Origin of the sequence: Streptomyces sp. NPDC017991 (genome assembly GCF_044328075.1) — a bacterium.
In the GTDB taxonomy this organism is placed as follows: Bacteria; Actinomycetota; Actinomycetes; order Streptomycetales; family Streptomycetaceae; genus Streptomyces.
Map to the genome: position 1 here is coordinate 283,995 of NZ_JBIRGP010000013.1, position 26,524 is coordinate 310,518.

Annotated in this window: 26 protein-coding genes; 18 read left to right on the forward strand and 8 right to left on the reverse strand. The window is 70.9% G+C overall.

Features of this window, described 5'->3' with window-relative positions:
• Positions 1-154: 154 nt before the first annotated feature.
• From ACH4DZ_RS33610 to tsaE, 8 genes are all read left to right on the forward strand, one after another.
• Positions 155-577, forward strand: coding sequence for an ATP-binding protein (locus ACH4DZ_RS33610; RefSeq protein WP_398291528.1), 423 nt, complete (start codon positions 155-157; stop codon positions 575-577).
• A gap of 61 nt (positions 578-638) precedes the next feature.
• The gene (locus ACH4DZ_RS33615; RefSeq protein WP_398291530.1) at positions 639-926 is read left to right on the forward strand and encodes a hypothetical protein; all 288 of its coding nucleotides are present in this window, start codon (positions 639-641) and stop codon (positions 924-926) included.
• Positions 923-1,372, forward strand: a complete 450-nt coding sequence (locus ACH4DZ_RS33620) for a hypothetical protein (protein ID WP_398291532.1) — start codon at positions 923-925, stop codon at positions 1,370-1,372. The genes ACH4DZ_RS33615 and ACH4DZ_RS33620 overlap by 4 nt, the downstream gene beginning before the upstream one ends.
• A 9-nt stretch (positions 1,373-1,381) precedes the next feature.
• Positions 1,382-1,753 carry a holo-ACP synthase gene (locus tag ACH4DZ_RS33625; protein ID WP_398291534.1) on the forward strand — a complete coding sequence of 124 codons (372 nt, stop codon included), beginning with the start codon at positions 1,382-1,384 and terminating at the stop codon, positions 1,751-1,753.
• A gap of 189 nt (positions 1,754-1,942) precedes the next feature.
• On the forward strand, positions 1,943-3,376 hold the full coding sequence (locus tag ACH4DZ_RS33630; protein WP_398291536.1) for an NAD(P)H-hydrate dehydratase: 1,434 nt from the start codon (positions 1,943-1,945) through the stop codon (positions 3,374-3,376).
• A 109-nt stretch (positions 3,377-3,485) separates the two neighbouring features.
• Positions 3,486-4,637 carry an alanine racemase gene (gene alr, locus ACH4DZ_RS33635; protein WP_398291538.1) on the forward strand — a complete coding sequence of 384 codons (1,152 nt, stop codon included), beginning with the start codon at positions 3,486-3,488 and terminating at the stop codon, positions 4,635-4,637.
• 80 nt (positions 4,638-4,717) lie between these two features.
• Positions 4,718-5,968: an alpha/beta fold hydrolase gene (locus tag ACH4DZ_RS33640; protein ID WP_398291540.1), complete on the forward strand. Its 1,251-nt coding sequence runs from the start codon at positions 4,718-4,720 to the stop codon at positions 5,966-5,968.
• Positions 5,934-6,461: a tRNA (adenosine(37)-N6)-threonylcarbamoyltransferase complex ATPase subunit type 1 TsaE gene (gene tsaE / locus ACH4DZ_RS33645; protein ID WP_398291542.1), complete on the forward strand. Its 528-nt coding sequence runs from the start codon at positions 5,934-5,936 to the stop codon at positions 6,459-6,461. Before ACH4DZ_RS33640 ends, tsaE begins: the two co-directional genes overlap by 35 nt.
• A gap of 574 nt (positions 6,462-7,035) precedes the next feature.
• On the opposite strand, the gene ACH4DZ_RS33650 is transcribed toward tsaE, so the two are convergent.
• Entirely contained in the window at positions 7,036-7,590 is a 555-nt protein-coding gene (locus ACH4DZ_RS33650) for a hypothetical protein (protein WP_398291544.1), read from the reverse strand.
• A gap of 127 nt (positions 7,591-7,717) precedes the next feature.
• Between ACH4DZ_RS33650 and tsaB the strand changes: the two genes are divergently transcribed.
• From tsaB to ACH4DZ_RS33670, 4 genes are read left to right on the forward strand one after another with little or no spacing between them, the layout of a single operon-like run.
• A complete protein-coding gene (gene tsaB, locus ACH4DZ_RS33655) occupies positions 7,718-8,377 on the forward strand; it encodes a tRNA (adenosine(37)-N6)-threonylcarbamoyltransferase complex dimerization subunit type 1 TsaB (protein WP_398291546.1) in 660 nt (219 codons plus the stop codon).
• 20 nt (positions 8,378-8,397) lie between these two features.
• Positions 8,398-8,892: a ribosomal protein S18-alanine N-acetyltransferase gene (gene rimI, locus ACH4DZ_RS33660; protein ID WP_398291674.1), complete on the forward strand. Its 495-nt coding sequence runs from the start codon at positions 8,398-8,400 to the stop codon at positions 8,890-8,892.
• Entirely contained in the window at positions 8,885-10,012 is a 1,128-nt protein-coding gene (gene tsaD, locus ACH4DZ_RS33665; RefSeq protein WP_398291548.1) for a tRNA (adenosine(37)-N6)-threonylcarbamoyltransferase complex transferase subunit TsaD, read from the forward strand. Before rimI ends, tsaD begins: the two co-directional genes overlap by 8 nt.
• Positions 10,009-10,263 (forward strand): hypothetical protein, encoded by a 255-nt coding sequence (locus ACH4DZ_RS33670; protein WP_398291550.1) that lies wholly within the window; start codon positions 10,009-10,011, stop codon positions 10,261-10,263. The genes tsaD and ACH4DZ_RS33670 overlap by 4 nt, the downstream gene beginning before the upstream one ends.
• 69 nt (positions 10,264-10,332) lie before the next feature.
• Here the strand turns inward: ACH4DZ_RS33670 and ACH4DZ_RS33675 are convergent, their stop codons facing one another.
• The 4 genes from ACH4DZ_RS33675 to ACH4DZ_RS33690 all read right to left on the reverse strand — a co-directional run bounded on the left by ACH4DZ_RS33675 (position 10,333) and on the right by ACH4DZ_RS33690 (position 15,911).
• A complete protein-coding gene (locus tag ACH4DZ_RS33675) occupies positions 10,333-12,630 on the reverse strand; it encodes a glycoside hydrolase family 3 N-terminal domain-containing protein (RefSeq protein ID WP_398291552.1) in 2,298 nt (765 codons plus the stop codon).
• A 26-nt stretch (positions 12,631-12,656) separates the two neighbouring features.
• Positions 12,657-13,562 carry a carbohydrate ABC transporter permease gene (locus tag ACH4DZ_RS33680; RefSeq protein WP_398291554.1) on the reverse strand — a complete coding sequence of 302 codons (906 nt, stop codon included), beginning with the start codon at positions 13,560-13,562 and terminating at the stop codon, positions 12,657-12,659.
• Between the two features lie 4 nt (positions 13,563-13,566).
• Positions 13,567-14,448, reverse strand: a complete 882-nt coding sequence (locus tag ACH4DZ_RS33685) for a carbohydrate ABC transporter permease (protein WP_398291676.1) — start codon at positions 14,446-14,448, stop codon at positions 13,567-13,569.
• A gap of 62 nt (positions 14,449-14,510) precedes the next feature.
• Positions 14,511-15,911: an ABC transporter substrate-binding protein gene (locus tag ACH4DZ_RS33690; protein ID WP_398291556.1), complete on the reverse strand. Its 1,401-nt coding sequence runs from the start codon at positions 15,909-15,911 to the stop codon at positions 14,511-14,513.
• Positions 15,912-16,074: 163 nt separating this feature from the next.
• On the opposite strand from ACH4DZ_RS33690, the gene ACH4DZ_RS33695 reads away from it, so the two are divergent.
• From ACH4DZ_RS33695 to ACH4DZ_RS33715, 5 genes are all read left to right on the forward strand, one after another.
• On the forward strand, positions 16,075-17,103 hold the full coding sequence (locus tag ACH4DZ_RS33695) for a LacI family DNA-binding transcriptional regulator (RefSeq protein WP_210882078.1): 1,029 nt from the start codon (positions 16,075-16,077) through the stop codon (positions 17,101-17,103).
• 332 nt (positions 17,104-17,435) lie between these two features.
• Positions 17,436-18,380 carry an LCP family protein gene (locus tag ACH4DZ_RS33700; protein ID WP_398291678.1) on the forward strand — a complete coding sequence of 315 codons (945 nt, stop codon included), beginning with the start codon at positions 17,436-17,438 and terminating at the stop codon, positions 18,378-18,380.
• Between the two features lie 144 nt (positions 18,381-18,524).
• Positions 18,525-18,881: a YciI family protein gene (locus ACH4DZ_RS33705; protein ID WP_107022241.1), complete on the forward strand. Its 357-nt coding sequence runs from the start codon at positions 18,525-18,527 to the stop codon at positions 18,879-18,881.
• 206 nt (positions 18,882-19,087) lie between these two features.
• On the forward strand, positions 19,088-20,305 hold the full coding sequence (locus tag ACH4DZ_RS33710) for an RNA polymerase sigma factor (RefSeq protein ID WP_398291680.1): 1,218 nt from the start codon (positions 19,088-19,090) through the stop codon (positions 20,303-20,305).
• A 522-nt stretch (positions 20,306-20,827) separates the two neighbouring features.
• Complete coding sequence (locus ACH4DZ_RS33715; protein ID WP_398291558.1) at positions 20,828-21,988, forward strand: dipeptidase; 1,161 nt, start codon at positions 20,828-20,830, stop codon at positions 21,986-21,988.
• A gap of 1 nt (position 21,989) precedes the next feature.
• Here the strand turns inward: ACH4DZ_RS33715 and ACH4DZ_RS33720 are convergent, their stop codons facing one another.
• The gene (locus tag ACH4DZ_RS33720; protein ID WP_398291560.1) at positions 21,990-22,355 is read right to left on the reverse strand and encodes a VOC family protein; all 366 of its coding nucleotides are present in this window, start codon (positions 22,353-22,355) and stop codon (positions 21,990-21,992) included.
• Between the two features lie 32 nt (positions 22,356-22,387).
• The gene (locus ACH4DZ_RS33725; RefSeq protein ID WP_398291562.1) at positions 22,388-23,731 is read right to left on the reverse strand and encodes a UDP-glucose dehydrogenase family protein; all 1,344 of its coding nucleotides are present in this window, start codon (positions 23,729-23,731) and stop codon (positions 22,388-22,390) included.
• A gap of 243 nt (positions 23,732-23,974) precedes the next feature.
• Between ACH4DZ_RS33725 and ACH4DZ_RS33730 the strand changes: the two genes are divergently transcribed.
• Positions 23,975-25,132 carry an acyl-CoA dehydrogenase gene (locus ACH4DZ_RS33730; protein ID WP_398291564.1) on the forward strand — a complete coding sequence of 386 codons (1,158 nt, stop codon included), beginning with the start codon at positions 23,975-23,977 and terminating at the stop codon, positions 25,130-25,132.
• A 199-nt stretch (positions 25,133-25,331) separates the two neighbouring features.
• On the opposite strand, the gene ACH4DZ_RS33735 is transcribed toward ACH4DZ_RS33730, so the two are convergent.
• Positions 25,332-26,507, reverse strand: a complete 1,176-nt coding sequence (locus ACH4DZ_RS33735) for a tyrosine-type recombinase/integrase (RefSeq protein WP_398291566.1) — start codon at positions 26,505-26,507, stop codon at positions 25,332-25,334.
• Positions 26,508-26,524: the final 17 nt, after the last annotated feature.

The following is a 26,524-nucleotide window of genomic DNA, read 5'->3' on the forward strand; positions in this document are numbered from 1 at the left end:
CTAAGGTCTACGTTCGGTGACGCGACGCACACTCTGCGACATCCCGGGGCTCCGGAAGCGCACCGCTCCGTCCTGCCGGGACGGCTGAGGCATGCCCACCGCCCGCGATCAGCCGCAGACCTCCGAAACCCCACCACCGAACCGGAGCTGACGCATGCCCGAAATCGAGACCGACGCGCCCTGTGAGTACTCCCTCTATATCCCCAACGACCCCCGGGCCGTCACGGTCAGCCGCCGTACCCTCCGCTTGATCCTCACCATGCACGGCCTGATCCGTCACGTCGACGTCGCCGAACTTCTCGCCACGGAGCTGATCTCCAACGCCGTACGCCACACCAAAGGGCCCGCCGCCCTCCGCGTGCGCTGGTCGGCCGGTGTGCTGCGCATCGGCGTCTGGGACGCGGACCCCAACCCGCCGGAATCGCCGGGCCTGCTGGGCGACGAGCTGGACCTGTCGGAGGAGGGACGCGGGCTGGCCCTGGTCAAGTCCTGCGCCGACGCGTGGGGCTGGCATCCACTGACCAGCAACGGCAACGGGGGCAAGTACGTGTGGTGCGAGCTGACTTCGGCGGCGTGAACGTTCGGCGCCGCTCGTCAACCTGGGGAAGACCCCAGCCGGAGACAAATGGAGGAAAGACATGTCGTTCGTCAGCTACTTCCCCGGTCGGGGGACGGTCCGCGAGACGGCCTACCTCGAAGGCAGGGCCGAAGGCCGCGCCGATGACCGTGCCTCGCTGATCCTGCGCGTTCTGGAGAGGCGCGGCATGCCCGTCCCCGAGGCAGCGAGGGAGCGCATCACCTCGTGCGCTGACCTTGACATCCTCGCCTTGTGGTTCGACCGTTCCCTGACAGCTACAGCGGTCGAGGACCTGTTCGCCGAGGACCCGGAGGGCCCGGGACCAGTCCAGAACAGGCCTGAGAGTTGACGGAACTGCAAGACGATCGGCAGAGCCTGAGCCCGGAGCTGCAAGAGGAAGTCTCAGGCATTTCCATGTCGCTCGTGGCGGGCATGGCCTTTGGGCTCCAGCCCGAGAAGGGCATGGCCGAACTCCACAGTAGGTTCAAGGAGATCCTCAAGCGAAAGGGGCTGTCTCCCTGGGAGATCGCCTATCTGCGGGGAGAGATCGAGAAGTGGCCGCCGGGTTACGCCGAGTCGTGGGCCTCCAGATATGCCGAAGGCCTGGCGGAGGAGCTGGCCAAGGGAACGCTGGCCGTGCTGGAAGTACGGCGGTTCTCCATCTCCGGTGATGTCCGCGACCGCATCACCACCTGTACAGACCTCGCTCGCCTCCGCGACTGGCTCGACCGAGCCGGAACGGTCGAGCGTGTGGAGGACCTGTTCGGGGCCGGTGCGGAGCTTCACCAGGAATAGGGTGCCTGGATGAGCATCATCGGCGTCGGGATCGACGTGGCTGAGATCGACCGGTTCGCGGCTTCGGTGGAGCGGACGCCCGGGATGGCCGAACGGCTGTTTCTGGAGAGTGAGTTGCTGTTGCCCAGTGGGGAGCGGCGGGGGGTTGCCTCCCTTGCCGCTCGCTTCGCGGCGAAGGAGGCGCTTGCCAAGGCGCTCGGTGCGCCTGGGGGGCTGCGCTGGACCGACGCCGAGGTCTGTGTCGAGGAGAGTGGGCAGCCGCGGCTTCGGGTGACAGGGACGGTGGCCGCTCGTGCGGCGGAGCTCGGGGTGCGGTCCTGGCACGTCTCGCTCAGCCATGACGCGGGGGTGGCCTCGGCCGTGGTGATCGCCGAGGGGTGATGGTCGCGGGGGTGTGTTCGGAGCCTGCGGGTGCGTTGTGGCTGGTCGCGCCGTTCTCCGCGCCGCTGAAGGCAAAAGATTGCGCCGTTCCCCGCGCCCCTAAAAAAGACAGAAGACTGCGCGGGGAACCGTGCGCTTGGCCACGTGCAGCCCGCAGCCGACTAGCAGGACGTGGGGGACACTCGGGACATGCGTACTGCGTACAGCGTGGAGACGGTCAGGGTTGCCGAGCAGGAGCTGATGGCTCGGCTTCCCGATGGCGTGTTGATGCAGCGGGCCGTGGCCGGGCTCGCCGTCGCGTGTGCCGAGGTGTTGGGGCGGGTCTACGGGCGGCGGGTCGTGCTGCTCGTCGGCAGTGGGGACAACGGGGGCGACGCCCTCTACGCCGGTGCCCGGCTCGCGAAGCGGGGCGCCGGGGTCGTAGCCGTCCTGCTCGCCCCCGACCGCACCCACCCCGGCGGCCTCGCCGCCCTGCGCCGCGCCGGGGGGAGGGTCGTGCGAGGGGCGGAGGCCGCGGAAGAGCCACTCCGGCGCGCCGATCTCGTCGTCGACGGCATCGTCGGGATCGGAGGGAAGGGCGGACTGCGCCCCGACGCCGCCAAGCTCCTCGACGTGCTGGGCGAGATCCACGCCGCCGTCGTCGCCGTCGACCTGCCCAGCGGTGTCGAGGCCGACACCGGCGAGGTCCGCGGAGCCGCCGTACACGCCGATCTGACCGTCACCTTCGGGACCCACAAGCCGGGGCTGCTCGTGGACCCCGCACGGGAGTACGCCGGGTCCGTACGGCTTGTGGATATCGGGCTGGCGCTCCCCGGCGAGGCCGAGCTGCAAGCGCTCCAGCACGCCGATGTCGCCGCACTGCTGCCCGTGCCCGGCGCCGAGAGCGACAAGTACCGGCGAGGGGTCGTGGGGATCGCCGCCGGGTCCTCCCGTTATCCGGGCGCGGCCGTGCTGGCCGTCTCCGGGGCCCTGCGGGGTGGCGCCGGCGCCGTACGGTACGTCGGGCCCGCGGGAGACGCGGTCATCGCACGCTTCCCCGAGACGCTCGTGTCCACCGGGTCGCCGGAGCAGGCCGGGCGCGTACAGGCGTGGGTCGTCGGCCCCGGCGCAGGGGACGACGGCGACGTCGTGGCGGCCGTGCTCAAGGCGGACGTACCCGTGCTCATCGACGCCGACGGGCTGCGGCTCGCCGACCGTGACGCCGTACGGGCCCGGCGGGCGCCCACCCTGCTCACCCCGCACGCCGGAGAGGCCGCCGCGCTGCTCGGTGTCCCGCGCGAGGAGGTCGAGGGCGCGCGGCTGGCGTCCGTGAGGGAACTCGCCGAGCGGTACGGAGCCACCGTCTTGCTGAAGGGGTCCACGACCCTCGTCGCCTCCCCGGGCGGCGGGCCCGTGCGGGTGAACTCCACCGGGACCGGCTGGCTCGCCACCGCAGGCAGCGGCGACGTGCTGTCCGGGCTGACCGGTTCGCTGCTCGCCGCCGGGCTCGACGCGCTGGACGCCGGCAGCGTGGGCGCGTACCTCCACGGACTGGCCGGGCGGCTCGCCGCGGACGGCGCGCCCGTGGGGGCGCACGATGTGGCCGAGGCGGTGCGCGAGGCCTGGCGGGATGTCGCCCACTGAGCGGCGCGCGCGGGCGTGCGCCGCACCGGGCGACCCTGCCGCGCGGCTGAGCTGACCAGGCCCGGCGCCCCCGCATCGCAGGACGACCCCTCTGAGACACTGGTCGGCGATGACTGAGACAGCACCCGCGCGTGCCCGCGCCGAGATCGACCTGGCCGCCCTGCGGGCCAACGTGCGGACCCTGCGCGCCCAGGCGCCGGCCGCCGCCCTCATGGCGGTGGTCAAGTCCGACGCGTACGGGCACGGGGCCGTGCCGTGCGCCCGCGCGGCCCTGGACGCGGGGGCGACCTGGCTGGGCACGGCCACTCCGGAGGAGGCCCTGGCTCTGCGCGCGGCCGGGCTGCCGGGGCGGATCATGTGCTGGCTGTGGACGCCGGGCGGGCCGTGGCGGGAGGCCGTCGAGGCCGGCCTGGACCTGGGGATCAGTGGGATGTGGGCCCTTCGTGAGGCGGTGGAAGCCGCGCGCGCGGCCGGCCGCACCGCCCGCGTCCAGCTCAAGGCCGACACCGGTCTCGGGCGCAACGGCTGCCAGCCCGCCGACTGGGCCGAACTGGTCGCCGAGGCACGGCGGGCCGAGGACGAGGGCCTGGTCACCGTCACCGGTCTGTGGTCGCACTTCGCCTGCGCCGACGAGCCGGGGCATCCCTCCATCGCGGCCCAGCTCACCCTCTTCCGCGAGATGCTGGCACACGCGGAGCAAGCGGGGCTGCGCCCGGAGGTGCGGCACATCGCCAACTCGCCCGCCACGCTCACCCTGCCCGAGTCCCACTTCGACCTCGTACGGACCGGGATCGCCACGTACGGCATCTCGCCCAGCCCCGAGCTGGGCACCTCCGCCGACCTCGGGCTGCGCCCCGTGATGACGCTCTGGGCGTCGCTCGCGCTGGTGAAGCACGTGCCGCCGGGCCACGGCGTCAGCTACGGACACCACTACGTCACCGCGGGCGACACGACCCTCGGCCTCGTGCCCGTCGGGTACGCGGACGGCATCCCGCGCCACGCCTCCGGCACCGGGCCCGTCCTGGTGGGCGGCAAGTGGCGGACGGTCGCGGGACGGGTCGCGATGGACCAGTTCGTGGTCGACCTCGGCGGGGACGAACCGCCGGTCGGCGAGCGGGCGGTCCTCTTTGGGCCCGGCGACCACGGCGAGCCGACCGCCGAGGACTGGGCCCGGGCCGCGGGCACGATCGCGTACGAGATCGTCACCCGCATCGGAACCCGCGTACCCCGCGTCCACGTGAATGACTACGTGAACGAGTAACAAGCGGGGTATCCGCATGAATGCGGAACACGGCACGGCACGGCACGGCACCCGGAGAAGACGAGGAAGAGGAGCGGTTCGTGAGCGAGAGCAGCGCGGAGGCAGCGGTGGAAGCGGCCACGGCCGCGGCCTCGGCGGTCTCCGCGGCCGGGCCCGCGAACTGGCGCAGGGCAGGCGTCGCTGGCGCCGCGATAGGCGTGGTCGCCGCGGGCGCCGCCGCCGGGGTCGCCATAGAGCGGCTCACGGTCGGCCGCGGCATGCGCAGGAAGGCGCGGCTCGCCCTCGACTCGGCCGGTCCGTACGGGGCGCTGCGCGGTACGCCGGGCAAGGCCGCCGCGGACGACGGCACCGAGCTGTACTACGAGGTCGACGAGGTGGAGACCGACACCGCGCTGGCGCCGCGCCGCCGCCGGCTCTTCGGCCGCAAGGCGCCCGCCCCGGTCACCGTCGTCTTCAGCCACGGCTACTGCCTCAGCCAGGACTCCTGGCACTTCCAGCGCGCCGCGCTGCGCGGAGTCGTACGGACCGTCCACTGGGACCAGCGCAGCCACGGCCGCTCCGGACGGGGCGTGGCCCAGGCCCGGGACGACGAGCCGGTCACGATCGACCAGCTGGGCCGGGACCTGAAGGCCGTCATCGACGCGGCGGCGCCCGAGGGACCGCTCGTGCTCGTCGGCCACTCGATGGGCGGCATGACGATGATGGCCCTGGCCGACCAGTACCCCGGCCTGATCCGCGACCGCGTCGTCGGCGTGGCGCTCATCGGTACGTCGTCCGGGCGGCTCGGCGAGGTCAACTTCGGGCTGCCGGTCGCGGGCGTCAACGCGGTGCGGCGGATCCTGCCCGGAGTGCTGAAGGCGCTCGGGCAGCGGGCCGAACTGGTGGAGCGCGGGCGGCGGGCCACCGCTGACCTGTTCGCGGGGATCATCAAGCGGTACTCGTTCGCGTCCCGGGACATCGATCCGGCGGTCGCGCGGTTCGCGGAGCGGCTGATCGAGGCCACGCCGATCGATGTGGTCGCCGAGTTCTACCCGGCCTTCACCGACCACGACAAGACCGAGGCGCTCGCGTACTTCGCCGATCTGCCCGTGCTCGTACTGGCCGGGGTCAAGGACCTCGTGACGCCGAGCGAGCACAGCGAGTCCATCGCCGATCTGCTGCCGGACGCCGAGCTGGTGCTCGTGCCGGACGCCGGGCACCTCGTGATGCTGGAGCATCCGGAGGTCGTCATAGACCGGCTCGCGGACCTGCTCACCCGCGTCGGCGCCGTGCCCGCAGGGGCTACCGTTGGTGGCTATGGAAGCACCAGCAGCACCGCGCAACCCGGCTGAACCCGGTGTCGTGACCGCGGAGATCGTCGTCAACTCACCCGAACAGATGAAGGAGTTGGGCCGCGGGCTCGCCGAGCTCCTGCGGGCCGGCGACCTCGTGATGCTCACCGGCGAACTGGGCGCGGGCAAGACCACGCTGACCCGCGGGCTCGGGGAGGGGCTCGGGGTCCGGGGCGCGGTCACCTCGCCGACGTTCGTGATCGCCCGTGTGCATCCCCCGCTCGGGGACGGGCCGCCGCTCGTCCACGTGGACGCGTACCGCCTGGGCGGCGGGCTCGACGAGATGGAGGACCTCGATCTCGACGTGTCGCTGTCCGACTCCGTGATCGTCGTGGAGTGGGGCGAGGGGAAGGTCGAGGAGCTGACGGACGACCGGCTGCATCTGCTGATCCACCGGGCCGTGGGGGACACCACGGACGAGGTGCGGCATGTTGCCGTGACCGGGGTGGGGGAGCGGTGGGGTTCGGTGGATCTGGGTGTGCTCTCCGGCTGAGGCTCTGAGGGCGGGGTTCGGTTTGTACGTTCGCCCCAACATTCCGACAGGGCGTCGGGAAGATGTTGCGGCGGGGGGCTTCGGCGTGTTCACATGGGCGGAGGAGTTGGTTAGGTCTACCTAACCATGTCTGCTCCCGGAGCTTTTCAGGAGGCCGCGATGCCTACGTCGGAACGTGTTCCTTCCAGGAACGGTGGGGTCTCGGTGTCTGTGGGGGAGTTGCTTGCGGTGGGGGGGCTTGTGCGGGCTGTGTCTGTGCCGCCGGCTCCGCCTGCGCCGGTGTCTGCGCCTGTGCCTGTGGCGGCTGGGCGGGATGAGCGGCGGCGGGTGGCCTAGGTGCGTCTGTGGGTGCGGGTGCGTCGTGGCTGGTCGCGCAGTTCCCCGCGCCCCTGAAAGCCAAAAGACTGCGCCGTTCCCCGCGCCCCTTGGGGGCTGCGCCCCCGAAACGATTGCGCAGTTCCCCGCGCCCCTAAAGGCGAAACGATTGCGCCGTTCCCCGCGCCCCTGGGGGGCGTCCCTGGAGGTTGCGTTTACCTCTGGGGTGGGTGGGTGGGTATGCCGGTGGGGGATTCGGTTAGTTGATTACCGTGATCCTTGTGCCGATCGTGGCGAAGTCCCACATCGCCGCGCCCGCACCCCGCGGCTCGCGGATCGCGCCCAGTTTCCGCGCGGGGTCGGGTGGCGTCACCGACCCGTCCACCGCCGCGCTGAAGCCGATCGCGATGCCGTCCAGGCTGGCGAAGCGGACGACGTGTTCGACGGCCACGCCGTCGGAGCCGACGATCGTCCCGGAGCGTGACGTGACGACGTACCGGGCGGGCAGCGGATCAACCGTCCCGGGGCTGACCCGGAACGTGAGCCTGACCCGGTCGCCCTTGTCGACCAGCCACACCCGGTCGTCGTCCAGCGAGTACACGACCCGCTGACCGGTGCCCGAGCCACCGGGCAGGTCGGTGGGGTGGTTCCTGTCCCGGGGAGCCTTGGACGCCGTGGCCGACGAGGACTCGGCGGCCCGCGGGGCGGACAGGTCGGCCGGCGCGTACGCCGACGCCTGGTAGGTGAGAAAGCCGATCACGGCGAGCGCCGTCGCGGTGAGCCCGGCCACGATTCCCGAGCTGCTCCGAACCACCTGAATGCCCACCTCTCGCACGATCTTGTACGGTATTTGTCCGTGTTGTGACGATGTGACGTTAGCAGGAGGCACCCGCCGGATTGAGGCGGCCGTGCGCCGGGTCCGGGCGCCGTAGGCTGTTCGCGTGCTCTTGCTCGCTCTGGATACCGCCACCCCCGCCGTCACCGCCGCGCTGCACGACGGCACGTCCGTCGTCGCCGCCCACAGCAAGGTGGACGCGCGTCGGCACGGGGAACTGCTCCTGCCGGCCGTCGACCGGGTACTCACCGAAGCCGGGCTGCGGCTCGACGCCGTCACCGGCATCGTCGTCGGCGTGGGCCCCGGCCCGTACACCGGGCTCAGAGTCGGGCTGATGACTGCCGACACGTTCGGGCTCGCGCTCGGCGTCCCCGTGTACGGCCTGTGCACCCTCGACGGCCTCGCGTACGCAGCCGGGGGCGAGGCGGGGATCGAGGGACCCTTCGTCGTCGCCACCGACGCCCGGCGTAAAGAGGTCTACTGGGCGCGGTACGCCGACTCCCGTACGCGGCTCACCGAACCCGCCGTGGACAGGCCCGGCGAACTCGACATCGGCGCTCTGCCCGCCGTTGGCGCGGGCGCGCTGCTCTACCCCGACACCTTCCCGGACGCCCGCGAGCCCGAGCACGTGTCGGCGGCCTCGCTCGCGTCCCTGGCGGCGGAGCGGCTGGCGGCCGGCGAGGAACTGGAAGCGCCCCGGCCCCTCTATCTGCGCCGGCCCGACGCCCAGGTGCCCAAGAACTACAAGGTGGTCACCCCCAAGTGACGACCGCGGTGCTGCGCGAGATGCGCTGGTGGGACATCGAGCCCGTACTGGAACTGGAGAAGGACCTCTTCCCCGAGGACGCCTGGTCACGGGGCATGTTCTGGTCCGACCTGGCCCACGCGCGAGGACCTGAGGCGACCCGGCGGTACGTCGTGGCCGAGGTCGAGGCCGAGGACGGTGGGGTGATCGTCGGGTACGGGGGGCTGGCCGCCGCCGGTGACACCGGTGACGTACAGACCATCGCCGTCGCCCGCGAACACTGGGGCACCGGGCTCGGCGCGCTGATCCTGACCGAACTGCTGCGGGCCGCGACCGCCTTCGAGTGCGCCGAGGTGCTGCTCGAATGCCGGGTCGACAACATCCGCGCCCAGAAGCTCTACGAGCGCTTCGGCTTCGAGCCGATCGGCTTCCGGCGCGGCTACTACCAGCCGGGGAACGTGGACGCCCTCGTGATGCGCCTCAACGACCCGTCAACCTCCGTACAAGGAACCGAGGGAACCGAGATCAATGGCTGACGAACCACTCGTCCTCGGCATCGAGACCTCCTGCGACGAGACCGGCGTCGGCATCGTCCGCGGTACGACCCTCCTCGCGGACGCGATCGCCTCCAGCGTCGACGAGCACGCGCGCTTCGGCGGGGTCGTGCCCGAGGTCGCCTCCCGCGCGCACCTGGAGGCGATGGTGCCGACCATCGAGCGGGCGCTGAAGGAGGCCGGGGTCAGCGCGCGCGACCTCGACGGCGTCTCCGTCACCGCCGGGCCCGGGCTCGCGGGCGCGCTGCTCGTCGGGGTCTCGGCGGCGAAGGCGTACGCGTACGCGCTGGGGAAGCCGTTGTACGGGGTGAACCACCTGGCGTCCCACATCTGTGTGGACCAGCTGGAGCACGGCCCGCTGCCCGAGCCGACGATGGCGCTGCTCGTCTCCGGCGGCCACTCCTCGCTGCTGCTGTCCTCGGACATCACGAGTGACGTACGGCCGATGGGCGCGACCATCGACGACGCGGCGGGGGAGGCCTTCGACAAGATCGCCCGCGTGCTGAATCTCGGATTCCCGGGTGGGCCCGTCATCGACCGGTACGCGAAGGAGGGGGACCCGCGGGCCATCGCCTTCCCGCGCGGGCTCACCGGGCCGCGTGACGCCGCGTACGACTTCTCCTTCTCCGGGCTGAAGACCGCCGTGGCCCGGTGGATCGAGGCGAAGCGGGCGGCCGGTGAGGACGTGCCCGTGCGGGACGTGGCCGCGTCCTTCCAGGAGGCCGTGGTGGACGTGCTGACGCGCAAGGCCGTACGGGCCTGTCGTGACGAAGGCGTCGACCACCTGATGATCGGTGGCGGCGTGGCGGCGAACTCGCGGTTGCGGGTGCTGGCGCAGGAGCGGTGCGAGGCCGCGGGGATCACGTTGCGGGTGCCGCGGCCGAAGTTGTGCACGGACAACGGGGCGATGGTGGCCGCGCTGGGGGCGGAGATGGTGGCTCGGGGGCGGGACGCGTCCGACTGGGATCTGTCGGCGGACTCGTCCCTGCCCGTGACCGATCCGCATGTGCCGGGGCGCTCCCGCGCTCATGATCATGATCACGCTCATGCCCACTCGCATGATCATGTTCATGAGGTCAGCAAGGGCAATCTGTACTCATGAGTGTGGCGTTGATGTGGGAGGCGCGGGCCGCCGAGGGGCGGGGGGAGGAGCTGCTCGCGTGGGTGCGGGCGCAGGACCTCCCGGCGCGGCCCCTGCGGCGGGAGGTCCTGCGGGCTCCGGGGGAGCGGGTGCTTGTCATCACGTGGTGGGATGCCGCGTATGACGACGCGCTCCCTGAGCTTCCGGAGCCGGCTGTCGGGCTGGTTGCCCGGGCCGTTCATCGGTGGCGGTTCGAGTCCGTCGACCGTTGACGGATTGCCTCCGGCGGGCGTTCGTCGGGTGCGGGTCGGTGGGGGCTTGTCGCGCCGTTCCCCGCGCCCCTAAACGGCCGTTGTCCTGCATGTCAGTTGGCGGGTTGCAGGCAGGTGGCGTTCTGGGCCTGTCAGGGTCAGGTGCGTTGTGTGGATGGCTGTTGTGCTGGACTTGGACACCCGGAGTTCCAGGGCGCCCGGTTCGACCACGCGTCGGCCCGTGCGGTTCGTGAAGGCCGACAGGTCCGGGTGGAAGTGGAAAGTGACCCGGCGGGCCTCTCCGGGGGCCAGGGTCAGGCGGTGGTAGCCGATCAGGCGTACGTCGGGGCGGGTCACGGACGCCACCGGGTCGTGCAGGTACAGCTGGACGATCTCCGTGCCCTCCCGCGGGCCCGTGTTGCGGACGGTGACCGAGACGTCGTGCCCCTCGTCCGTGGTGATCTCCGCGTGCCGGTCCGCCGTGTTCTCCCACGTGAAGTCCGTGTAGCCCAGGCCGTGGCCGAAGGGGTGGAGCGGGGTCGGGTCCAGGTTGCTGACCTCGCCCGCCAGGCCCAGCGGGGGCTGGAGGTAGGTCCACGGCTGGCCGCCGGGGGTCTGGGGGATGCTCACGGGCAGCCGGCCCGAGGGGTTCACGCGGCCCGACAGGATGCCCGCCACCGCCGGGCCGCCCTCCTCGCCCGGGAAGAACGCCTGGACCGTGGCGGCCAGCCGGTCGTGCCAGCGGCCCAGCGCGTACGGCCGGCCGGTGAGCAGGATCAGCACGACCGGGGTGTCGGCGGCGGTCAGTGCGTCGAGCAACTGGGCCTGGACTCCAGGTAGTTGAAGGTCCGCCACATCGCAGCCCTCGCCCGACGTGCCCCGGCCGAAGAGTCCCGCCCGGTCGCCGAGCACCGCCACGCAGACGTCCGCCTCGGTGGAGCGCGCGACGGCCTCCTCGAAGCCGGAAGTGTCCGGGTCGGTCGTGTCGCAGCCCTCGGTGAACGTGATCTTCGCGTCGGGCAGTTCCGTGCGCAGGGACTCCAGGAGCGTGGGGATCTCGATGCCCATCGGCAGGGCCGGGTGGTTGATGCCCACATGGGACGGGAACGAGTAGCAGCCCAGCATCGCCAGCGCGTCGGCCGCCCGCGGGCCGACCACGGAGATCCGGGTGTCGGGGGCCAGCGGGAGCAGGCCCTCCGGGTTGGAGAGCAGGACCACGGACTCCTCGGCCAGGCGGCGGGCCAGGACGCGGTTCGCCGTCGAGTCGAGGTCGATGGGGCCGGTCGGCTCCGGGGACCAGTCCTCGTCCAGCAGGCCCAACTCGCACTTCTGGCGCAGGACCCTGGCCGCCGCCCGGTCCACCAGGGACTCGGGGACGTCACCGGCCCGTACCGCCTCCACCAGCGGGTCGCCGTTGCAGTGGACCGTCGGCAGTTCGACGTCCACGCCCGCCGCGAGGGCCGCGTGGGCGGCCTCGGCCTCGGTGCCCGCGACCCGGTGCAGGGTCTTCAGGAAGCCGACGCCGAAGTAGTCGCTGACGACCGTGCCGGTGAACCCCCACTGCTCACGCAGGAGTTCGGTCAGCAGGTACGGGTCCGCGGAGGCGGGCACGCCGTCCGTGTCCGTGTACGCGGCCATCACCGAACGGGCCCCGCCCTCGCGCAGCGCGAACTCGAACGGCGGCAGGGTGATGTCGGCGAACTCGCGCACACCCGCCCGTACGGGAGCGAGGTTGCGGGCGCCCGCAGAGGACGCGTACCCCGCGAAGTGCTTGAGCGTGGCGACTATTCCCGCGGACTCAAGCCCGCGGACGTAGGCCGCCCCGATCGTGCCGACGAGGTACGGGTCCTCGCCGATCGTCTCCTCGACCCTGCCCCACCGCGGGTCCCGTACGACGTCCAGGACCGGGGCGAGGCCCTGGTGGACGCCGACGGAGGCGAGGTCCCGGCCGATCCGGTGGGCCATCTCCTCGACCAGCGCCGCGTCGAACGAGGCGCCCCAGGCGAGCGGCACCGGATACGCGGTGGCGCCCCAGGCCGTGAAGCCCGCCAGGCACTCCTCGTGGGCGACCGCCGGGATGCCGAAGCGGCCCGCCCCGCTGATCCGGCGCTGGGCGCGGGCCAGGGCCTGCGCGCCCAGCGCGGGGTCCACGGGGGCCGTACCGAACGAGCGGGTGAGCTGGCCCAGGCCGTGGGTGATCAGCTCGTCCCAGTCGAAGTCCGAGGTCATCTCGTCCTGGTGCGGGGCGACTCCGTCGCCGTCCGTGGCGGCTCCCACCCACACGCCGTACAGCTGGGCGGTCTTCTCCTCCAGGGTCATCCGGGCGAGCAGGTCGTCGACCCGTTCCTCGGCGGGCAGGGCGGGATCACGCCACGGGGCGTTGGTCATGGAACTCCTGTCAGAGTCGAGTGGGTTCACTTTCCGCCCACGCCCATCAGGCCGCCGACCAGCGCGCGGCGGGCCACCAGGTAGACGGCGAAGATCGGGACGCCGGAGAGGACGACCGAGGCCAGCAGGGCGGGGATGTTGACGCCGAACTGGCTGACGTAGTTGAAGAGGCCGAGGGTCAGGACGCGCGGCTCGTCGGACTGGGTGAAGATCAGCGGGAAGAGGAAGCCGTTCCAGGCCTGCAGCGCCGCGTAGATGACGACCGTGCTGATACCGCCCTTGGCCATCGGGATCGCCAGCTGGAACAGCATCCGCTGCGGTGAGGCGCCGTCCAGGGCCATCGCCTCGTACAGCTCCTCGGAGACGTCCCGCAGGGTGCCCACGAGGACGAGGACGGAGACCGGCATCGCGAAGGCCGCCGTCGGCAGGATGACCGCCAGCAGGCTGTCGTACAGGTCGAGTTTGGCGATCAGGAGGTAGAGGGGGACCACGACCGCCTGGGCCGGGATCGCGACTCCCAGGAGGAACAGCCGGAAGGCCATCCCCGACCAGCGGTCGCGGGTGCGGACGGCGACGTACGCGAGCGGGACGCAGAGGGCCAGGACGATACCCACGACCGCGGCGGCCACGATCGCCGTGTTGGCGAGCAGGTGGCCGAACCCGCTGTTCAGCACGGTGTTGTAGTTGTCGAGTGTCGGGTCTGTCGGCGGGCTCAGCGGGTTGCCGGTGAGCGCCTTGTCCTGACTGGTGAGGGAGGCCGAGACCATCGCGTAGATCGGGATGATCACGATCACGAGCCAGACGACCGAGCCGAGCCCGGCGACGGGGTTGGCTCGCTTCGTCCAGTGCCGGCGGCGCCTGCCCGGCGGCGGTCCCGCGGGGTGGTCCTCGGTCTTCACGGGACGCGGACGCGGCAAGGTGTCGTGTGACACTCCGTCACATCCCTTCGCGGGTACTGCGCATGCCGCCGAAGCCGGTCAGCCGCACGAGGATCAGGGACAGGCCGGTGGCGACCAGCACCAGGAAGGACGCGATGGCGCTCGCGTAACCGAAGTCGTAGCTCTTGAAGCCCGCCTCGTACATCAGGTACGGCAGGATCGCGGTGTCGGTGCCGGGGCCGCCCTTGGTGAGGATCAGCACGGTCTCGAAGTACGTGAGCGAGCCGACGACCATCAGGACCGTGGACGTCGTGACGGTGTGGCGCAGCTGCGGGAGCGTGATCGAGAAGAACTGGCGGTAGCGGCCCGCCCCGTCGATCGCCGCGGCCTGGTACAGGACCTCGGGTATCTGGCGGGCGCCGCCCTGGTAGATCAGCGTGTGGAAGGGGATGAACTGCCAGCCGCCGACGAAGACGATCGCGAGGAACGCGCCGCTTGAGGAGCCGAGGATGTTCTCCCGGATGATGCCGAAGTTCGGGTCGAGCAGGGCGTAGAAGAGCAGCGCGATCGCCGTCGAGGACAGCAGGAACGGGACGAAGAAGATCGCGGACAGCACCGCCCGGTTGCGCTGGCGGCCCGCCGCCCAGACGCCGAGCAGCAGCGCGATCACCGTCTGGAAGGCCCAGCTCACCGCCGTCAGCAGGACCGTGAGCCACAGGGACTGCATCATCCGGTCGTCGTCGATCAGCTTCCGCCAGTTGTCCAGGCCCACGGGCCGCGGGTCGCCGAGACCGTCCCAGCTGGTGAAGGAGAGGTAGACGGCCAGGCCCATCGGGACCACGGCGAAGAAGCCGAAGAACAGGACGCCGGGCAGCGCCCAGGCGGCGTGCGGCCGGCCGGCCGTGGCGGCCCCGGACCGCTTCCGCGGCCTCCGGGACACCCCGGGCCCGCCGTGCTCCGCGACCGGGCTTCCCACCGGGGCCTTGGTGGGGGTGGGTGCGCTCACTTCAGCTCCTTGAGCGCCGACACGAACTCGCTCGGCGAGGACTTCCCCACGAACAGCTTGTTGATCTCGGTGAGCATCGGGGTCGCGGTCTTCGAGCCGACCGCCTGGTCCCAGGAGAGCGTGAAGGCGGGCGCCTTCTCGACCATCTCGTACTGGAACTTCGCGAACTCCGGATTGGGCGAGGCGTCCAGGAACTTGGCCGCGTTCGCGGTCGTCGGGATGTCGCCGTTGGCGATCAGCGCCTTGGCGTACGTCTCGGAGGCGCAGTCCTTGAGGAACGCGATCGCGGCGTCCTTGTTCCCCGCCCGGGTGTTGACCGACCAGTAGTTGGTGGGGTTGCCGACGACGTTGCGGATGTCGCCGGTGCCCCCCTCGACCGTGGGGAACGCGCACCAGCCGAGGTTGTTCCTCGCGAAGGAGGGGAACTTGCCGAGCTGCGTCGAGTACTCCCACGAACCCATCAGGTGCATCGCCGCCTTGCCCTTGGCGAAGACCGCGGGGGCACCGCCGTTGGTGTACGCGACCGAGCTGAACTTCGAGCCGAAGGCGCCGTCGTCGATGAGTTCCTTGACCGTCTCGGCGGCCTTCAGGACCGCCGGGTCGCCCCAGCCGGACGCGTCGCCCTCCTGGATCTTCGCGAAGACCTCCGGGCCGCCGATGCGGTCGACGAGGTACTCCAGCCACATCAGCTCGGTCCAGGTGTCGGCGCCGCCGAGCGCGAACGGGGTGATCCCCGCCTTCTTCAGCTTGCCGTTGATGTCCTGCAACTGGGCCCAGGTGGTGGGCGGTTGGAGCTTGTGCTCGGCGAAGAGGGCCTTGTTGTAGAAGAGGATGACCGGCTGCATGCCGCGCATCGGTATCCCGTAGTGGCGCCCGCCGAGCCCGCCGGCCGCCAGCACCGCGGGCAGGAAGCCCGACTTGAGGGCCGGGTCGTTCTCGATGGTGTCGGTCAGATCGACGACCTGCTTCGCCTCCTGGTAGTCCTTGATGGACCCGCCGCCCCAGTTGAAGAAGATGTCGGGGGCGCTCGGGGAGCCCATCGCGGTACGCAGCTTGGCCGGGTACTCCGCGCCCGGGATCCTCTCCAGCTTCACCTTGCCCTTGGCCTTCTTGGCCCCGGTGGACTTGTTGAAGCGGTCCACGGCCGCCTGCTGGACCTTCACCGCGTCGTCCCCGTACACGAAGGCGGTGAGGGTGCCGCCGCCCCCGCCGGAGTCGCTGTCGGAGCCGCAGGCGGTGAGGCCGGTGGTGAGCAGGGTGGTGGCGCCGGCACCCAGGACCCAGCGCCTGCTGAACGCGCGGCTGCTCAGGCTGCCGCCCGTGCTGCCGCCCGTACTTCTGCTCGGGCCCTCGCCCGAGGGCCGCCCGCTGTTGGACCGCCCGTTGATCGACTCCATGACAGCACCTCTTCTTGTCCGGCTCGTCCGCTGACCAGCGTGCTTGCGGCACGAATACGCATCGAACATGCACGAATGTTTCGGGTGGTACTTCGAATGTTCCGGGAACGTATGGCGGTCGAAGGGCTTCGTCAAGAGGTTGCGCAGGGATACGATCCCGTTCATGACTCGCCCGAATCCCGCCGTAGCCCAGTCAGCGACGCTCGCCGAGATCGCCCGCGAGGCGGGAGTCTCGGCCCCGACTGTTTCGAAGGTGCTCAACGGCCGCGCCGATGTGGCCCCCTCGACCCGCACCCGGGTCGAGGAACTGCTGCGCAACCACGGCTACCGGCGCCGCCGGGCCGAGGCGTCCCGGTCGCCGCTCATCGACCTCGTCTTCCACGAACTGGAGAGCGCGTGGGCGATGGAGGTCATCCGGGGCGTGGAGAACGTGGCGCGGGACGAGGGGCTGAGCGTCGTCCTCTCGGAGAGCGCGGGGCGGCTCACCCCCGGGCGCACCTGGGCCGACCAGGTCGCCGCCCGCCGCCCGCACGGTGTCGTGCTCGTCCTCAACGGGCTCGACGAGTCCCAGCGGGCGCTGCTGACCAGCCGTTCCATCCCGTTCGTGGTGGTCGACCCGGCCGGCGACCCCGGTGACGACGTGCCGTCCGTCGGCGCCACCAACTGGCAGGGCGGGCTCGCCGCGACCCGGCATCTGGCCGACCTCGGCCACCGGCGCATCGGCGTGATCAGCGGGCCCTCACGGATGATGTGCAGCCGGGCCCGGCTCGACGGGTACCGGGCGGCGCTGGACACGGCCGGGCTGCCGGTCGACCCGGCGCTGGTGCGCACCGGCGACTTCCACCACGACAGCGGCTACCGCGCCGGGCTCGAACTGCTGAAGCTGCCGGACCGTCCGACGGCCGTCTTCGCGGGCAACGACCTCCAGGCCCTCGGGCTGTACGAGGCCGCCCGCGAGCTGGGCCTGCGCGTACCGGAGGACCTCAGCATCGTCGGCTTCGACGACCTGCCGGTGGCCCGCTGGGTCGGCCCGCCCCTCACCACCGTGCGCCAGCCGCTCACGGAGATGGCCGAGGCGGCGGCCCGGCTCGTACTGGACCTCGGCCGCTCGGAACGGCCCTCGACCGCCACGAGGGTGGAACTGGCGACGAGCCTGGTGGTCAGGAGCAGTACGGCGCCGCCGTCGGCGTGATCGATGCCACGTCACCGTGAGCGGTGCCGGAGCGTCGAAAGTTTCGAAGACGGATCTGAGAAAACTCAACAAAACCTGAGAGTTTCCGAAGGAAAGCCGGGAAGTGGTTCCTTGTTGAAATAATTCGGACTTATGTTCTTCCTGTGACCGGGAGTGTGGGCGTGAGCGGAGAAGACGGGTCCGGGGGCGAGGACGCCGCGATACCGCCCGGCGGCGGTGGCGGCGCTGATGGTGACGGCGGCGGTGGCGTCGGGGGACGGTCGTGGTGGTCCGGCCGGTCGAGGCTGTTCAAGGTGACGGGCATCGCCCTCAGTTGCGTACTCGTCGGCTCGATGGCCGGGGCCGCGTGGGTGTACTGGCATCTGAACCACAACATCAAGAGCGTCGACATCGACAGCGTGCTCGGCGACAACCGCCCGGCCAGGGCCGTGACCACCCCGACGGGCCCCGAGTCCGCCACCCCGCTGCCCAGCGGCGCGCTCAACATCCTGGTCCTCGGCTCGGACTCGCGCAGCGGCAAGCGCAACAAGGCGCTCGGCGGCGGCAGCAGTGAGGGCGCCCGCTCCGACACGGCGATGATCATCCATGTCGACGAGGGCCGCTCGGAGGCGACCGTGGTGAGCATCCCGCGCGACACCCTCGTCACCCGCCCCTCCTGCCCGCTGGACTCGGGCGGTTCGACGGCGGAGGCGTACGGCGTGATGTTCAACAGCGCGTACTCGGTCGGCGGGCCCGTCTGTGCGGTCAAGACGGTGGAGACCATGACGGACGTCCGCATGGACCACTACATCGAGATCGACTTCGCCGGCTTCGCCGATCTGGTGGACGCGCTGGGCGGGGTCACGGTGACGACCGACGACGACATCTCCGACGAGGACAGCCACCTCGAACTGGAGGCGGGCACCCACCACCTCGACGGCGCGGACGCGCTGGCCCTGGCCCGTACCCGGCACGGCATAGGCGACGGCAGCGACCTCGGCCGGATAGGTCTCCAGCAGAAACTGGTGAAGGGGCTCCTCGACCAGGTCTCCGCCAGCAACCTCCTCACCAGTCCCACCCGGCTGTACGGCGTCGCCGACGCGCTCACCGGCAGCCTCACCACGGACACGGGCCTGAACTCCCTGACCGAACTCATGGGCCTCGGCCAGAGCCTGAAGTCCCTTTCCTCCACCTACACCGAGACCGTGACGATGCCGGTGGTCCCCGCGCCGTCCAACCCCAACCGGGTGGTGGCGGAGGAGCCGGAGGCGGGAAAGCTGTGGGAGTCACTGAAGTGACCGGATCGGCTGAGGTGGCTGAAGAGACTCCGATGAAGTTCGGTGGGTGTGTCGATCCCGGCGTCGGTCGTTCGACGCATGGGTGAGAGGCGAGAAGAGACGGGGATCAGCCCCGGCTCCGTGCCGAGGACTCAGGGAGTCACCATGCCGCGTTACCTGTCGATGATCCGTATCGACGAGCAGAACGCCCCCGCCGAGGGTCCGAGCGACGCGCTCATGGAGCGGATGGGCGAGCTGATCGAGGAGATGACGAAGGCCGGCGTACTGCTGGACACCTCCGGGCTGACGCCGACCGCGCAGGGCACCCGGGTGCGCTGGGAGGGCGGCGAACTGTCCGTCACCGACGGGCCGTTCACCGAGGCCAAGGAGGTCGTCGGCGGGTACGCGATGCTCCAGGCCAAGGACAGGGCCGAGGCGGTCGAGTGGACCAAGCGGTTCCTGCAGATCCACGAGGCCCACTGGACGGTGACCTGCGAGGTGCGGGAGATCGTCGAAGGCTGAGCGCGACGGGTGGCCCTTGGCTTCGGCCTTGGGCTTGGCCGCAGGCCTGGGCTTGGCCGCGGGCATGGCCTCGGGCCTGGTCCTGGGCTCGGGTTCTGGCTTGGGCTCGGGCTTGGCCGTACGGGTCCGGGGGTGTCTGATGGTGGAGCGTGACGCCAGATACCCCCGCCCAGGATCCCGACCGCACCATCGAGACCGTCTTCCGGATGGAGTCGCCCCGCATCATCGCCGGGGTCGCACGCATCGTGCGGGACGTCGCGATCGCGGAGGAGCTGGCACAGGACGCGCTGGTCGCGGCGCTGGAGCAGTGGCCGAGGGACGGGGTACCGGACAACCCCGGGGCCTGGCTCACGGCCACCGCCAAGCACCGGGCGATCGACCTCGTACGCCGGCGCGAGCGGTATGCGCGCAAGCTGGCGGAGATGGGGCGTGACCTGGAGACGTCCGGGGCGCAGAGCCATCTCGACGAGCCCGCCGACCCGGACGACATCGACGACGACCTGCTGCGGCTGGTCTTCACGGCCTGTCATCCCGTGCTGTCCGCCGAGGCCCGGATCGCCCTCACCCTGCGGCTGCTCGGCGGACTGACCACCGCCGAGATCGCCCGTGCCTTCCTCACCCCGGAGAAGACCCTCGCCCAGCGCATCGTGCGCGCCAAACGGACACTCGCCGCGAAGGGCGTTCCCTTCGAGGTGCCGTACGGGCCCGAACGCGAGGCGCGGCTCGGCTCCGTACTGGAGGTCATCTACCTGATCTTCAACGAGGGGTACGCGGCCACGGCCGGGGACGACTGGCTTCGGCCCGCGCTCTGCGAGGACGCGCTGCGGCTCGCGCGTGTGCTGGCCGAGCTGCTGCCCAAGGAGCCCGAAGTGCACGGGCTGGCCGCGCTGTTGGAGTTGCAGGCGTCGCGGTCGGCCGCGCGGACCGGGCCCGCGGGGGAGCCCGTGCTGCTCAAGGACCAGAGCCGGGCCCGGTGGAACCGGGTGCTCATCCGGCGGGGGTTCGCCGCGCTGGGCCGGGCGGAGGCGGTGTCTTCGGGGGGCGGGCCGGGGCCGTACGTGCTGCAGGCCGCGATCGCCGCGTGTCACGCGCACGCGCTCACGTACGCGGAGACCGACTGGGGGCGGATCGTCACGCTGTACGGGATGCTCGCCGTGCGGGCGCCGTCGCCGGTCGTCGAGCTGAACCGGGCCGTTGCCGTGTCGATGGCCGAGGGGCCGGGGGTGGCGCTGGCCCTGGTGGACGCGCTCGTGGGTGAGCCGGCGTTGCGTGAGTACCACTTGCTGCCGAGTGTTCGGGGGGATCTGCTGGTGCGGCTCGGTCGTACGGCGGAGGCGGCGGGGGAGTTCGCCCGGGCGGCCGGGCTCGCTCGTAACGAGCGGGAGCGGTCGTTCTTGCTGGCGCGGGCGGAGGAGTGCGGGTAGCTCCGCTCGGGGCGCGTATCCCGGCACCCCTGCCTGGGACGACCGGTCTGCACCTGCGGCCCGGTGGGGGCTGGTCGCGCAGTTCCCCGCGCCCCTGGGGGAGACCGGCCCGTCTTTCGGCTGCGGGTTGGTGGGGGCTGGTCGCGCAGTTCCCCGCGCCCCTGGGGGGGCACCGGCCGTCTTATGGCTGCGGGCCGGTGGGGGCTTGTCGCGCCGTTCCCCGCGCCCCTTAGGGGTGGGGGCTGGCCACGTGCGTCGGGCGGGCGTGGGGGAGGCCGGGCGTCTTTTAGGGGCGCGGGGAACTGCGCGCTCAGCCACGACGTGCCCGCGGCCACAAGACGGCCGGTGCCCGCCCCCAGGGGCGCGGGGAACTGCGCGACAAGCCCCCACCGGGCCCGCAGCCGCAAACCCCTGCCCGGTGGGGCGTGGGCGTCGCCCGAACGGCTCTTTCGCCGTGAAGCCGGGCGCGTCCCGTGGCACGGTGGAGCCACCTGTCGGTACCACCGGACCCCGGAGCCTCATATGGCTGATCTGCAGGACGAACTGCACTCCACCGCAGAGGTCGGGGAACTGGACCTGGATCATCCCGAGCCACGAAGCGGCGGGTTCGAGCCGCGTGCCGCCGAGGCCGCAGCCGCCCCCGCACTCGCCGGCGAGAGCGAGAGCGAGAGCGGCGCCGACCCCCTGGCCCGCGCACACACCCTCCTCGCCGACCACCCCGTCGCGGACGGCTACAGCGGTCTGCCCTGGGCCCTGCGGCGCCTGTCCTGGTACGACCTCGAACTCGGCGAGAGCGCGGTCGACACGGACCTGCCCCGGCTCCGCGAGGGACACGTGGGAGCGTTGTTCTGGTCGCTGCATCTGCCCGGAGGCCTCGTGGGCGAACGGGCCGTGGGCGCGACACTGGAGCAGCTCGATCTCGTGAAGACCGTGGTCGCGGCCCATCCGGAAGGCCTGCGGATGGCCCACAGCGCGGCCCAGGTCACGGACGCCAGGAACTGCGGGCGGGTCGCCGTGCTGCTCGGTCCGGCGGGCGCGGCCGCCCTGGACGACTCCCTGGGCATCCTGCGCGCGCTGCACGCCCTCGGCCTGCGCGTCCTCACCCTCTCCGGCGCGTCCTGGGCCGGCGAGAACGGGCTGACCCGGTTCGGCGAGGAGGTCGTGCGCGAGATGAACCGCCTGGGCGTGCTCGCCGACCTCTCCGGTGCCTCGGACGCCACCGTCCGCCGAGCCCTCACCATCTCCAAGGCCCCGGTGCTGTGCACCCGCTCCGCCGCCCGCGCCCTGCGCCCGCACCCGGCGAACCTCCCCGACGACGTGCTCGCCGAACTCGGCGCCACCCAGGGCCTGTGCCTGGTCCCGCTGACCGCCGAGCAGACGGGCCCCACGGTCCGGGACGTCGCCGACCACCTGGACCACGTACGGGAACTCGCGGGGCCCGAGTGCGTCGGTCTCTCGGGGACGTACGACTCCGGGGCCGCGCACCCGCAGGACCTGTCCGACGCCTCGGGCTATCCGCGGCTGATCGCCGAACTCCTCGGCCGCGGCTGGTCCGAGACCGATCTGGCCCTGCTCACCTGGGGCAACGTCCAACGCGTCCTGCGCAGCGCGGACTTCACCTCCCGCGCCGCCCGGCAGCGCCGCGAGCCGTCCATGGCGCGGATCGCCGAACTCGACGGTTAGCTCAGCCGGTACAGAGGCAGAACGGATGGCCCGCCGGGTCCGCGTACGTCCGCCAGGTGCGCGTGCGGTCCGCCGCGTCCAGCACCTTGGCGCCCAGGGCAAGGACCTCCGCCTCCGCCGCGTCCAGGTCCTCAACCGTCAGGTCCAGATGGAACTGCTGCGAGGCCCGGGGCGAGGGCCACTCCGGCGGTACGTGTCCGGGGGCGGCCTGGAACGCCAGCGTCCCGCCCGCCGGCTCCGGCAGCCGCAGGTCGAGCCAGTCGCCGTTGTCCTCGATCGTGCCGCCGAGGAGACCGGCGTAGAACGCGGCGAGCGCGTGCGGGTCGGGACAGTCCAGGACGACGGAGCCCAGCTTCGCGAGAGCCATGATCTTCTCCTCGGGACAGGTGGTTGAGGCTTTCAGGCCGTCGGGCGGCCCATCGCGCGGTACGTCCAGCCCGCCGCCCGCCACACGGCCGGGTCGAGCGCGTTGCGGCCGTCCAGCACCACCCGGTCCGTGGCGACCTCGCCCAGCGCCGCCGGGTCCAGCTCGCGGAACTCGCGCCACTCGGTGAGGTGCAGGACGGCGTGCGCCCCGCGGACGGCGTCCACGGCCGTCTCGGCGTACCCGAGGGTGGGGAAGAGGCGGCGCGCGTTGTCCATGCCCTTGGGGTCGTAGACGGTGACCTGGCCGCCCTGGAGGTGGATCTGGCCCGCGACGTTCAGCGCCGGGGAGTCCCGGACGTCGTCCGAGTCGGGCTTGAACGTCGCGCCGAGCACCGCGATCCGCTTGCCGAGGAAGGAACTGCCGCCCAGCGCCTCGCGCGTCATCTCCACCATCTGGCCGCGCCGCCGCATGTTGATGGAGTCGATCTCGCGCAGGAAGGTGAGCGCCTGGTCGGCGCCCAGCTCGCCCGCGCGGGCCATGAAAGCGCGGATGTCCTTCGGCAGACAGCCGCCGCCGAAGCCGATGCCCGCGCGCAGGAACTTCTTCCCGATCCGGTCGTCGTGCCCGATCGCCTCGGCGAGCTTCACGACATCACCGCCGCCGGCCTCGCAGACCTCGGCCATCGCGTTGATGAAGGAGATCTTGGTGGCGAGGAAGGAGTTCGCGGCGGTCTTCACCAGCTCGGCGGTCGGGAAGTCGGTCACCACGAAGGGCGTGCCCTCGGACAGCGGCGTCGCGTACACCTCGCGCAGCAGCTTCTCGGCGCGCTCGCTGCGGATTCCGGCGACGATCCGGTCGGGGTGCAGGGTGTCCTGGACGGCGAAGCCCTCGCGCAGGAACTCCGGGTTCCAGGCCAGCTCGACCTCCTCGCCCGCCGGGGCCAGCCCGGTGAGCGTGCGGGCCAGCCGGTCCGCCGACCCGACGGGCACGGTGGACTTGCCGACGACCAGGGCGGGCCCGGTGAGGTGGGGCGCCAGCGAGGCGAAGGCGGAGTCGACGTACGACATGTCGCAGGCGTACTCGCCGTGCTTCTGCGGGGTGTTCACACAGACGAAGTGGACGTCACCGAACTCCGCGACCTCGGCGAAGTCCATGGTGAACCGCAGCCGCCCGCTGGACCCCTCGATACCGACGACATGCTTGCGCAGCAGCTCCTCAAGACCGGGCTCGTACATCGGGACCTCGCCCCGCTGGAGCATCTCGATCTTCTCGGGCACCACGTCCAGGCCCAGCACCTCGAAACCGAGCTCGGCCATGGCGGCGGCATGCGTGGCGCCGAGATAGCCGGTACCGATCACGGTGATCTTGAGGGCCATGGATGCTCCAGGAGGTAGCCGTCACAGGTGCGCCGCGGTGTGCCGCGCATGCGCCGACCGAGCATAGTCGGGGCGTGTTCGAGCCCCGCACCGGGCAGGATTCCCCTCGCATCGGCGCCTGTCGCCAAACTCACGTATCACTGGCATGTCCGGACCCCTAAAATCTGGGTTACGCAACGGGTTACTTAACGGTAGTTAGCGTCAGCGTCACAGCGTCACTGCATCTTTGGAGCGTGAGACACCTTGGCCGGATCGGCTGATTTCGACCTGTACCGCCCGTCCGAGGAGCACGACATGCTCCGGGACGCGATCCGCTCACTGGCCGAGGCGAAGATCGCGCCGCATGCCGCGGCCGTGGACGAGGAGGCCCGCTTCCCCCAGGAGGCCCTGGACGCGCTGGTCGCGGCCGACCTGCACGCGGTGCACGTACCGGAGTCGTACGGCGGCACCGGCGCGGACGCGCTGGCCACGGTCATCGTGATCGAGGAGGTGGCGCGGGTCTGCGCGTCCTCGTCCCTGATCCCCGCGGTGAACAAGCTCGGCTCGCTGCCCGTCATCCTCTCGGGTTCCGAGGACCTGAAGAAGAAGTACATGACGCCGCTGGCCAAGGGCGACGGCATGTTCTCGTACTGTCTCTCCGAGCCGGACGCCGGTTCGGACGCGGCCGGTATGAAGACGCGGGCGGTCCGGGACGGCGACTTCTACGTCCTGAACGGCGTGAAGCGCTGGATCACCAACGCCGGCGAGTCGGAGTACTACACGGTGATGGCCGTGACCGACCCCACCAAGCGCTCGAAGGGCATCTCGGCGTTCGTCGTGGAGAAGTCCGACGAGGGTGTCTCCTTCGGCGCCCCCGAGCGCAAGCTCGGCATCAAGGGCAGCCCGACGCGCGAGGTCTACCTCGACAACGTCCGCATCCCGGCCGACCGCATGATCGGCGAGGAGGGCACGGGCTTCGCCACCGCGATGAAGACTCTGGACCACACCCGCATCACGATCGCCGCGCAGGCGCTCGGCATCGCGCAGGGCGCGCTCGACTACGCCAAGGGGTACGTCCAGGAGCGCAAGCAGTTCGGCAAGCCGATCGGCGACTTCCAGGGCATCCAGTTCATGCTCGCCGACATGGCCATGAAGATCGAGGCCGCCCGCCAGCTCACGTACGCGGCGGCGGCCAAGTCCGAGCGCGGCGACAAGGACCTCACCTTCCAGGGGGCCGCGGCCAAATGCTTCGCCTCCGACGTCGCCATGGAGGTCACCACCGATGCCGTCCAGCTCCTCGGCGGCTACGGCTACACCCGTGACTACCCGGTCGAGCGCATGATGCGCGACGCCAAGATCACGCAGATTTATGAGGGCACGAATCAGGTCCAGCGGATCGTCATGGCGAGGAACCTGCCGTAGCAGGATTCTTGCAGTTCAGAGGCTGTTTCAAGGGCTTGATGGGGCGTCTCTGGCCTTCTGGCCGTTGCGGCCCGATCAGGGCCGTTCCTGGGCGTCACACTGGGGGAATCCTGGGTAGATGCCGGGTTGAAAACGGCTACTGACCTGCACAAACAATGCAGCCCCCGGCGCGATGCCGGGGGCTGTTGTCGTACGTCGATCAGGCAACCTCTGACGCCTCCGTGGGGTCGTCCGCGCCGGGCGTCAACATCGTTGCGATGGCGGCCCGGCCACGCTGCTCGGCCCCTTCGAAGATGTAGTGGTAGTACTCCCTCAGTACGTCCGTGCTGCTGTGGCCCATCCAGTCGGCCACGTCGTTCTCGGGGACTCCGGCGTACAGCAGCCGCGACCCGTAGTAGTGCCGGAGTGAGTGAGCCTTGCAGTACTTCACCTGGCCCTTGCCCAGAGCCTCCATCCAGATCTTCGGGTAGAAGTACGACGCGTAGAGGTACCCGGTCCGCGTCACGTTGGGGAAGAGGAGTCGTTCCGTCCCCCATAGGCCGTGGTTTCTGATGTGCCGTCGAAGCTCGAAGGCGACGTTAGGTGGCAGGGGGACGGTTCGTCCTGGCTCCCCTTCGTCACGAGCCTTGATGTGCCGACGCTGGATGGCGCTGTTCTTCCCCGATTCGGTATCTCCGTCCTCCGCAATCTGGAAGTCGATGCGAAGCGTCTCGGCCTTGAAGTCGATCTGATCGCGGGACACCGCCATGGCTTCACCCAGTCGCAGGCCGCACCCGGCCATGAGCCATAGCATCGCGCGGTATCGCGGAGGAGCGGCATCCAGCATCGCCAGGACTTCCCGCGTCGTGAGTCGGCGTGCGGTGCTCTTGTGCTCCCTGATCTCCTTGGCGCGGCTCCCGGCACCCTTGACCTTCTTGCACGGGTTCCGGCCGATGATCTCGTTGACGACGGCCCAGTCCATCATCCCGGAGAAGAACGAGAACCGCTGACGCCGTGTGCGAGCCGACAGCTTCCGGTCCTGCTCCATCCACAAGAGCCACTGCTCAATGTCAGCGACCTTCAGGGACACGATGGAACGGGCCTTGAAGAATGGTTCAAGGGTTGTCTTCTGGATGGACCGGTACTGCTTCTTGGTGCTGTTCTCCAGCTTCCTTTGATTTGTCCACTGCTCCCAGACAGCCGTCACGGGCTGCTTGCCCAACCGGTCGTCGAGGTAGGTCCCAGCGTCGAGTTCCTGTTCCTTGCGCTTGCGCTGGTCCTCGGCCCGCTTCTTTGTCTCGAACGACTTTTGCCGCTGCTTGCCGTCAGGGTCGTACCAAAAAGCCGTCCACTTCTTCGGGTCGTCCTTCGATCTCGCTACCCAAGACCTTGCCACTGGCGTGCCCGCCCCTT

Coding starts and splice junctions, on each gene's coding strand:
- alr (WP_398291538.1), top strand. CDS start 3,486: ATGACTGAGACAGCACCCGCGCGTGCCCGCGCCGAGATCGACCTGGCC.
- ACH4DZ_RS33705 (WP_107022241.1), top strand. CDS start 18,525: ATGCCGCGTTACCTGTCGATGATCCGTATCGACGAGCAGAACGCCCCC.
- ACH4DZ_RS33615 (WP_398291530.1), top strand. CDS start 639: ATGTCGTTCGTCAGCTACTTCCCCGGTCGGGGGACGGTCCGCGAGACG.
- rimI (WP_398291674.1), top strand. CDS start 8,398: ATGCGCTGGTGGGACATCGAGCCCGTACTGGAACTGGAGAAGGACCTC.
- ACH4DZ_RS33695 (WP_210882078.1), top strand. CDS start 16,075: ATGACTCGCCCGAATCCCGCCGTAGCCCAGTCAGCGACGCTCGCCGAG.
- tsaD (WP_398291548.1), top strand. CDS start 8,885: ATGGCTGACGAACCACTCGTCCTCGGCATCGAGACCTCCTGCGACGAG.
- ACH4DZ_RS33715 (WP_398291558.1), top strand. CDS start 20,828: ATGGCTGATCTGCAGGACGAACTGCACTCCACCGCAGAGGTCGGGGAA.
- tsaE (WP_398291542.1), top strand. CDS start 5,934: ATGGAAGCACCAGCAGCACCGCGCAACCCGGCTGAACCCGGTGTCGTG.
- ACH4DZ_RS33720 (WP_398291560.1), bottom strand. CDS start 22,355: ATGGCTCTCGCGAAGCTGGGCTCCGTCGTCCTGGACTGTCCCGACCCG.
- ACH4DZ_RS33700 (WP_398291678.1), top strand. CDS start 17,436: ATGGCCGGGGCCGCGTGGGTGTACTGGCATCTGAACCACAACATCAAG.
- ACH4DZ_RS33670 (WP_398291550.1), top strand. CDS start 10,009: ATGAGTGTGGCGTTGATGTGGGAGGCGCGGGCCGCCGAGGGGCGGGGG.
- ACH4DZ_RS33725 (WP_398291562.1), bottom strand. CDS start 23,731: ATGGCCCTCAAGATCACCGTGATCGGTACCGGCTATCTCGGCGCCACG.
- ACH4DZ_RS33675 (WP_398291552.1), bottom strand. CDS start 12,630: ATGACCAACGCCCCGTGGCGTGATCCCGCCCTGCCCGCCGAGGAACGG.
- ACH4DZ_RS33710 (WP_398291680.1), top strand. CDS start 19,088: ATGGAGTCGCCCCGCATCATCGCCGGGGTCGCACGCATCGTGCGGGAC.
- ACH4DZ_RS33610 (WP_398291528.1), top strand. CDS start 155: ATGCCCGAAATCGAGACCGACGCGCCCTGTGAGTACTCCCTCTATATC.
- ACH4DZ_RS33690 (WP_398291556.1), bottom strand. CDS start 15,911: ATGGAGTCGATCAACGGGCGGTCCAACAGCGGGCGGCCCTCGGGCGAG.
- ACH4DZ_RS33625 (WP_398291534.1), top strand. CDS start 1,382: ATGAGCATCATCGGCGTCGGGATCGACGTGGCTGAGATCGACCGGTTC.
- ACH4DZ_RS33630 (WP_398291536.1), top strand. CDS start 1,943: ATGCGTACTGCGTACAGCGTGGAGACGGTCAGGGTTGCCGAGCAGGAG.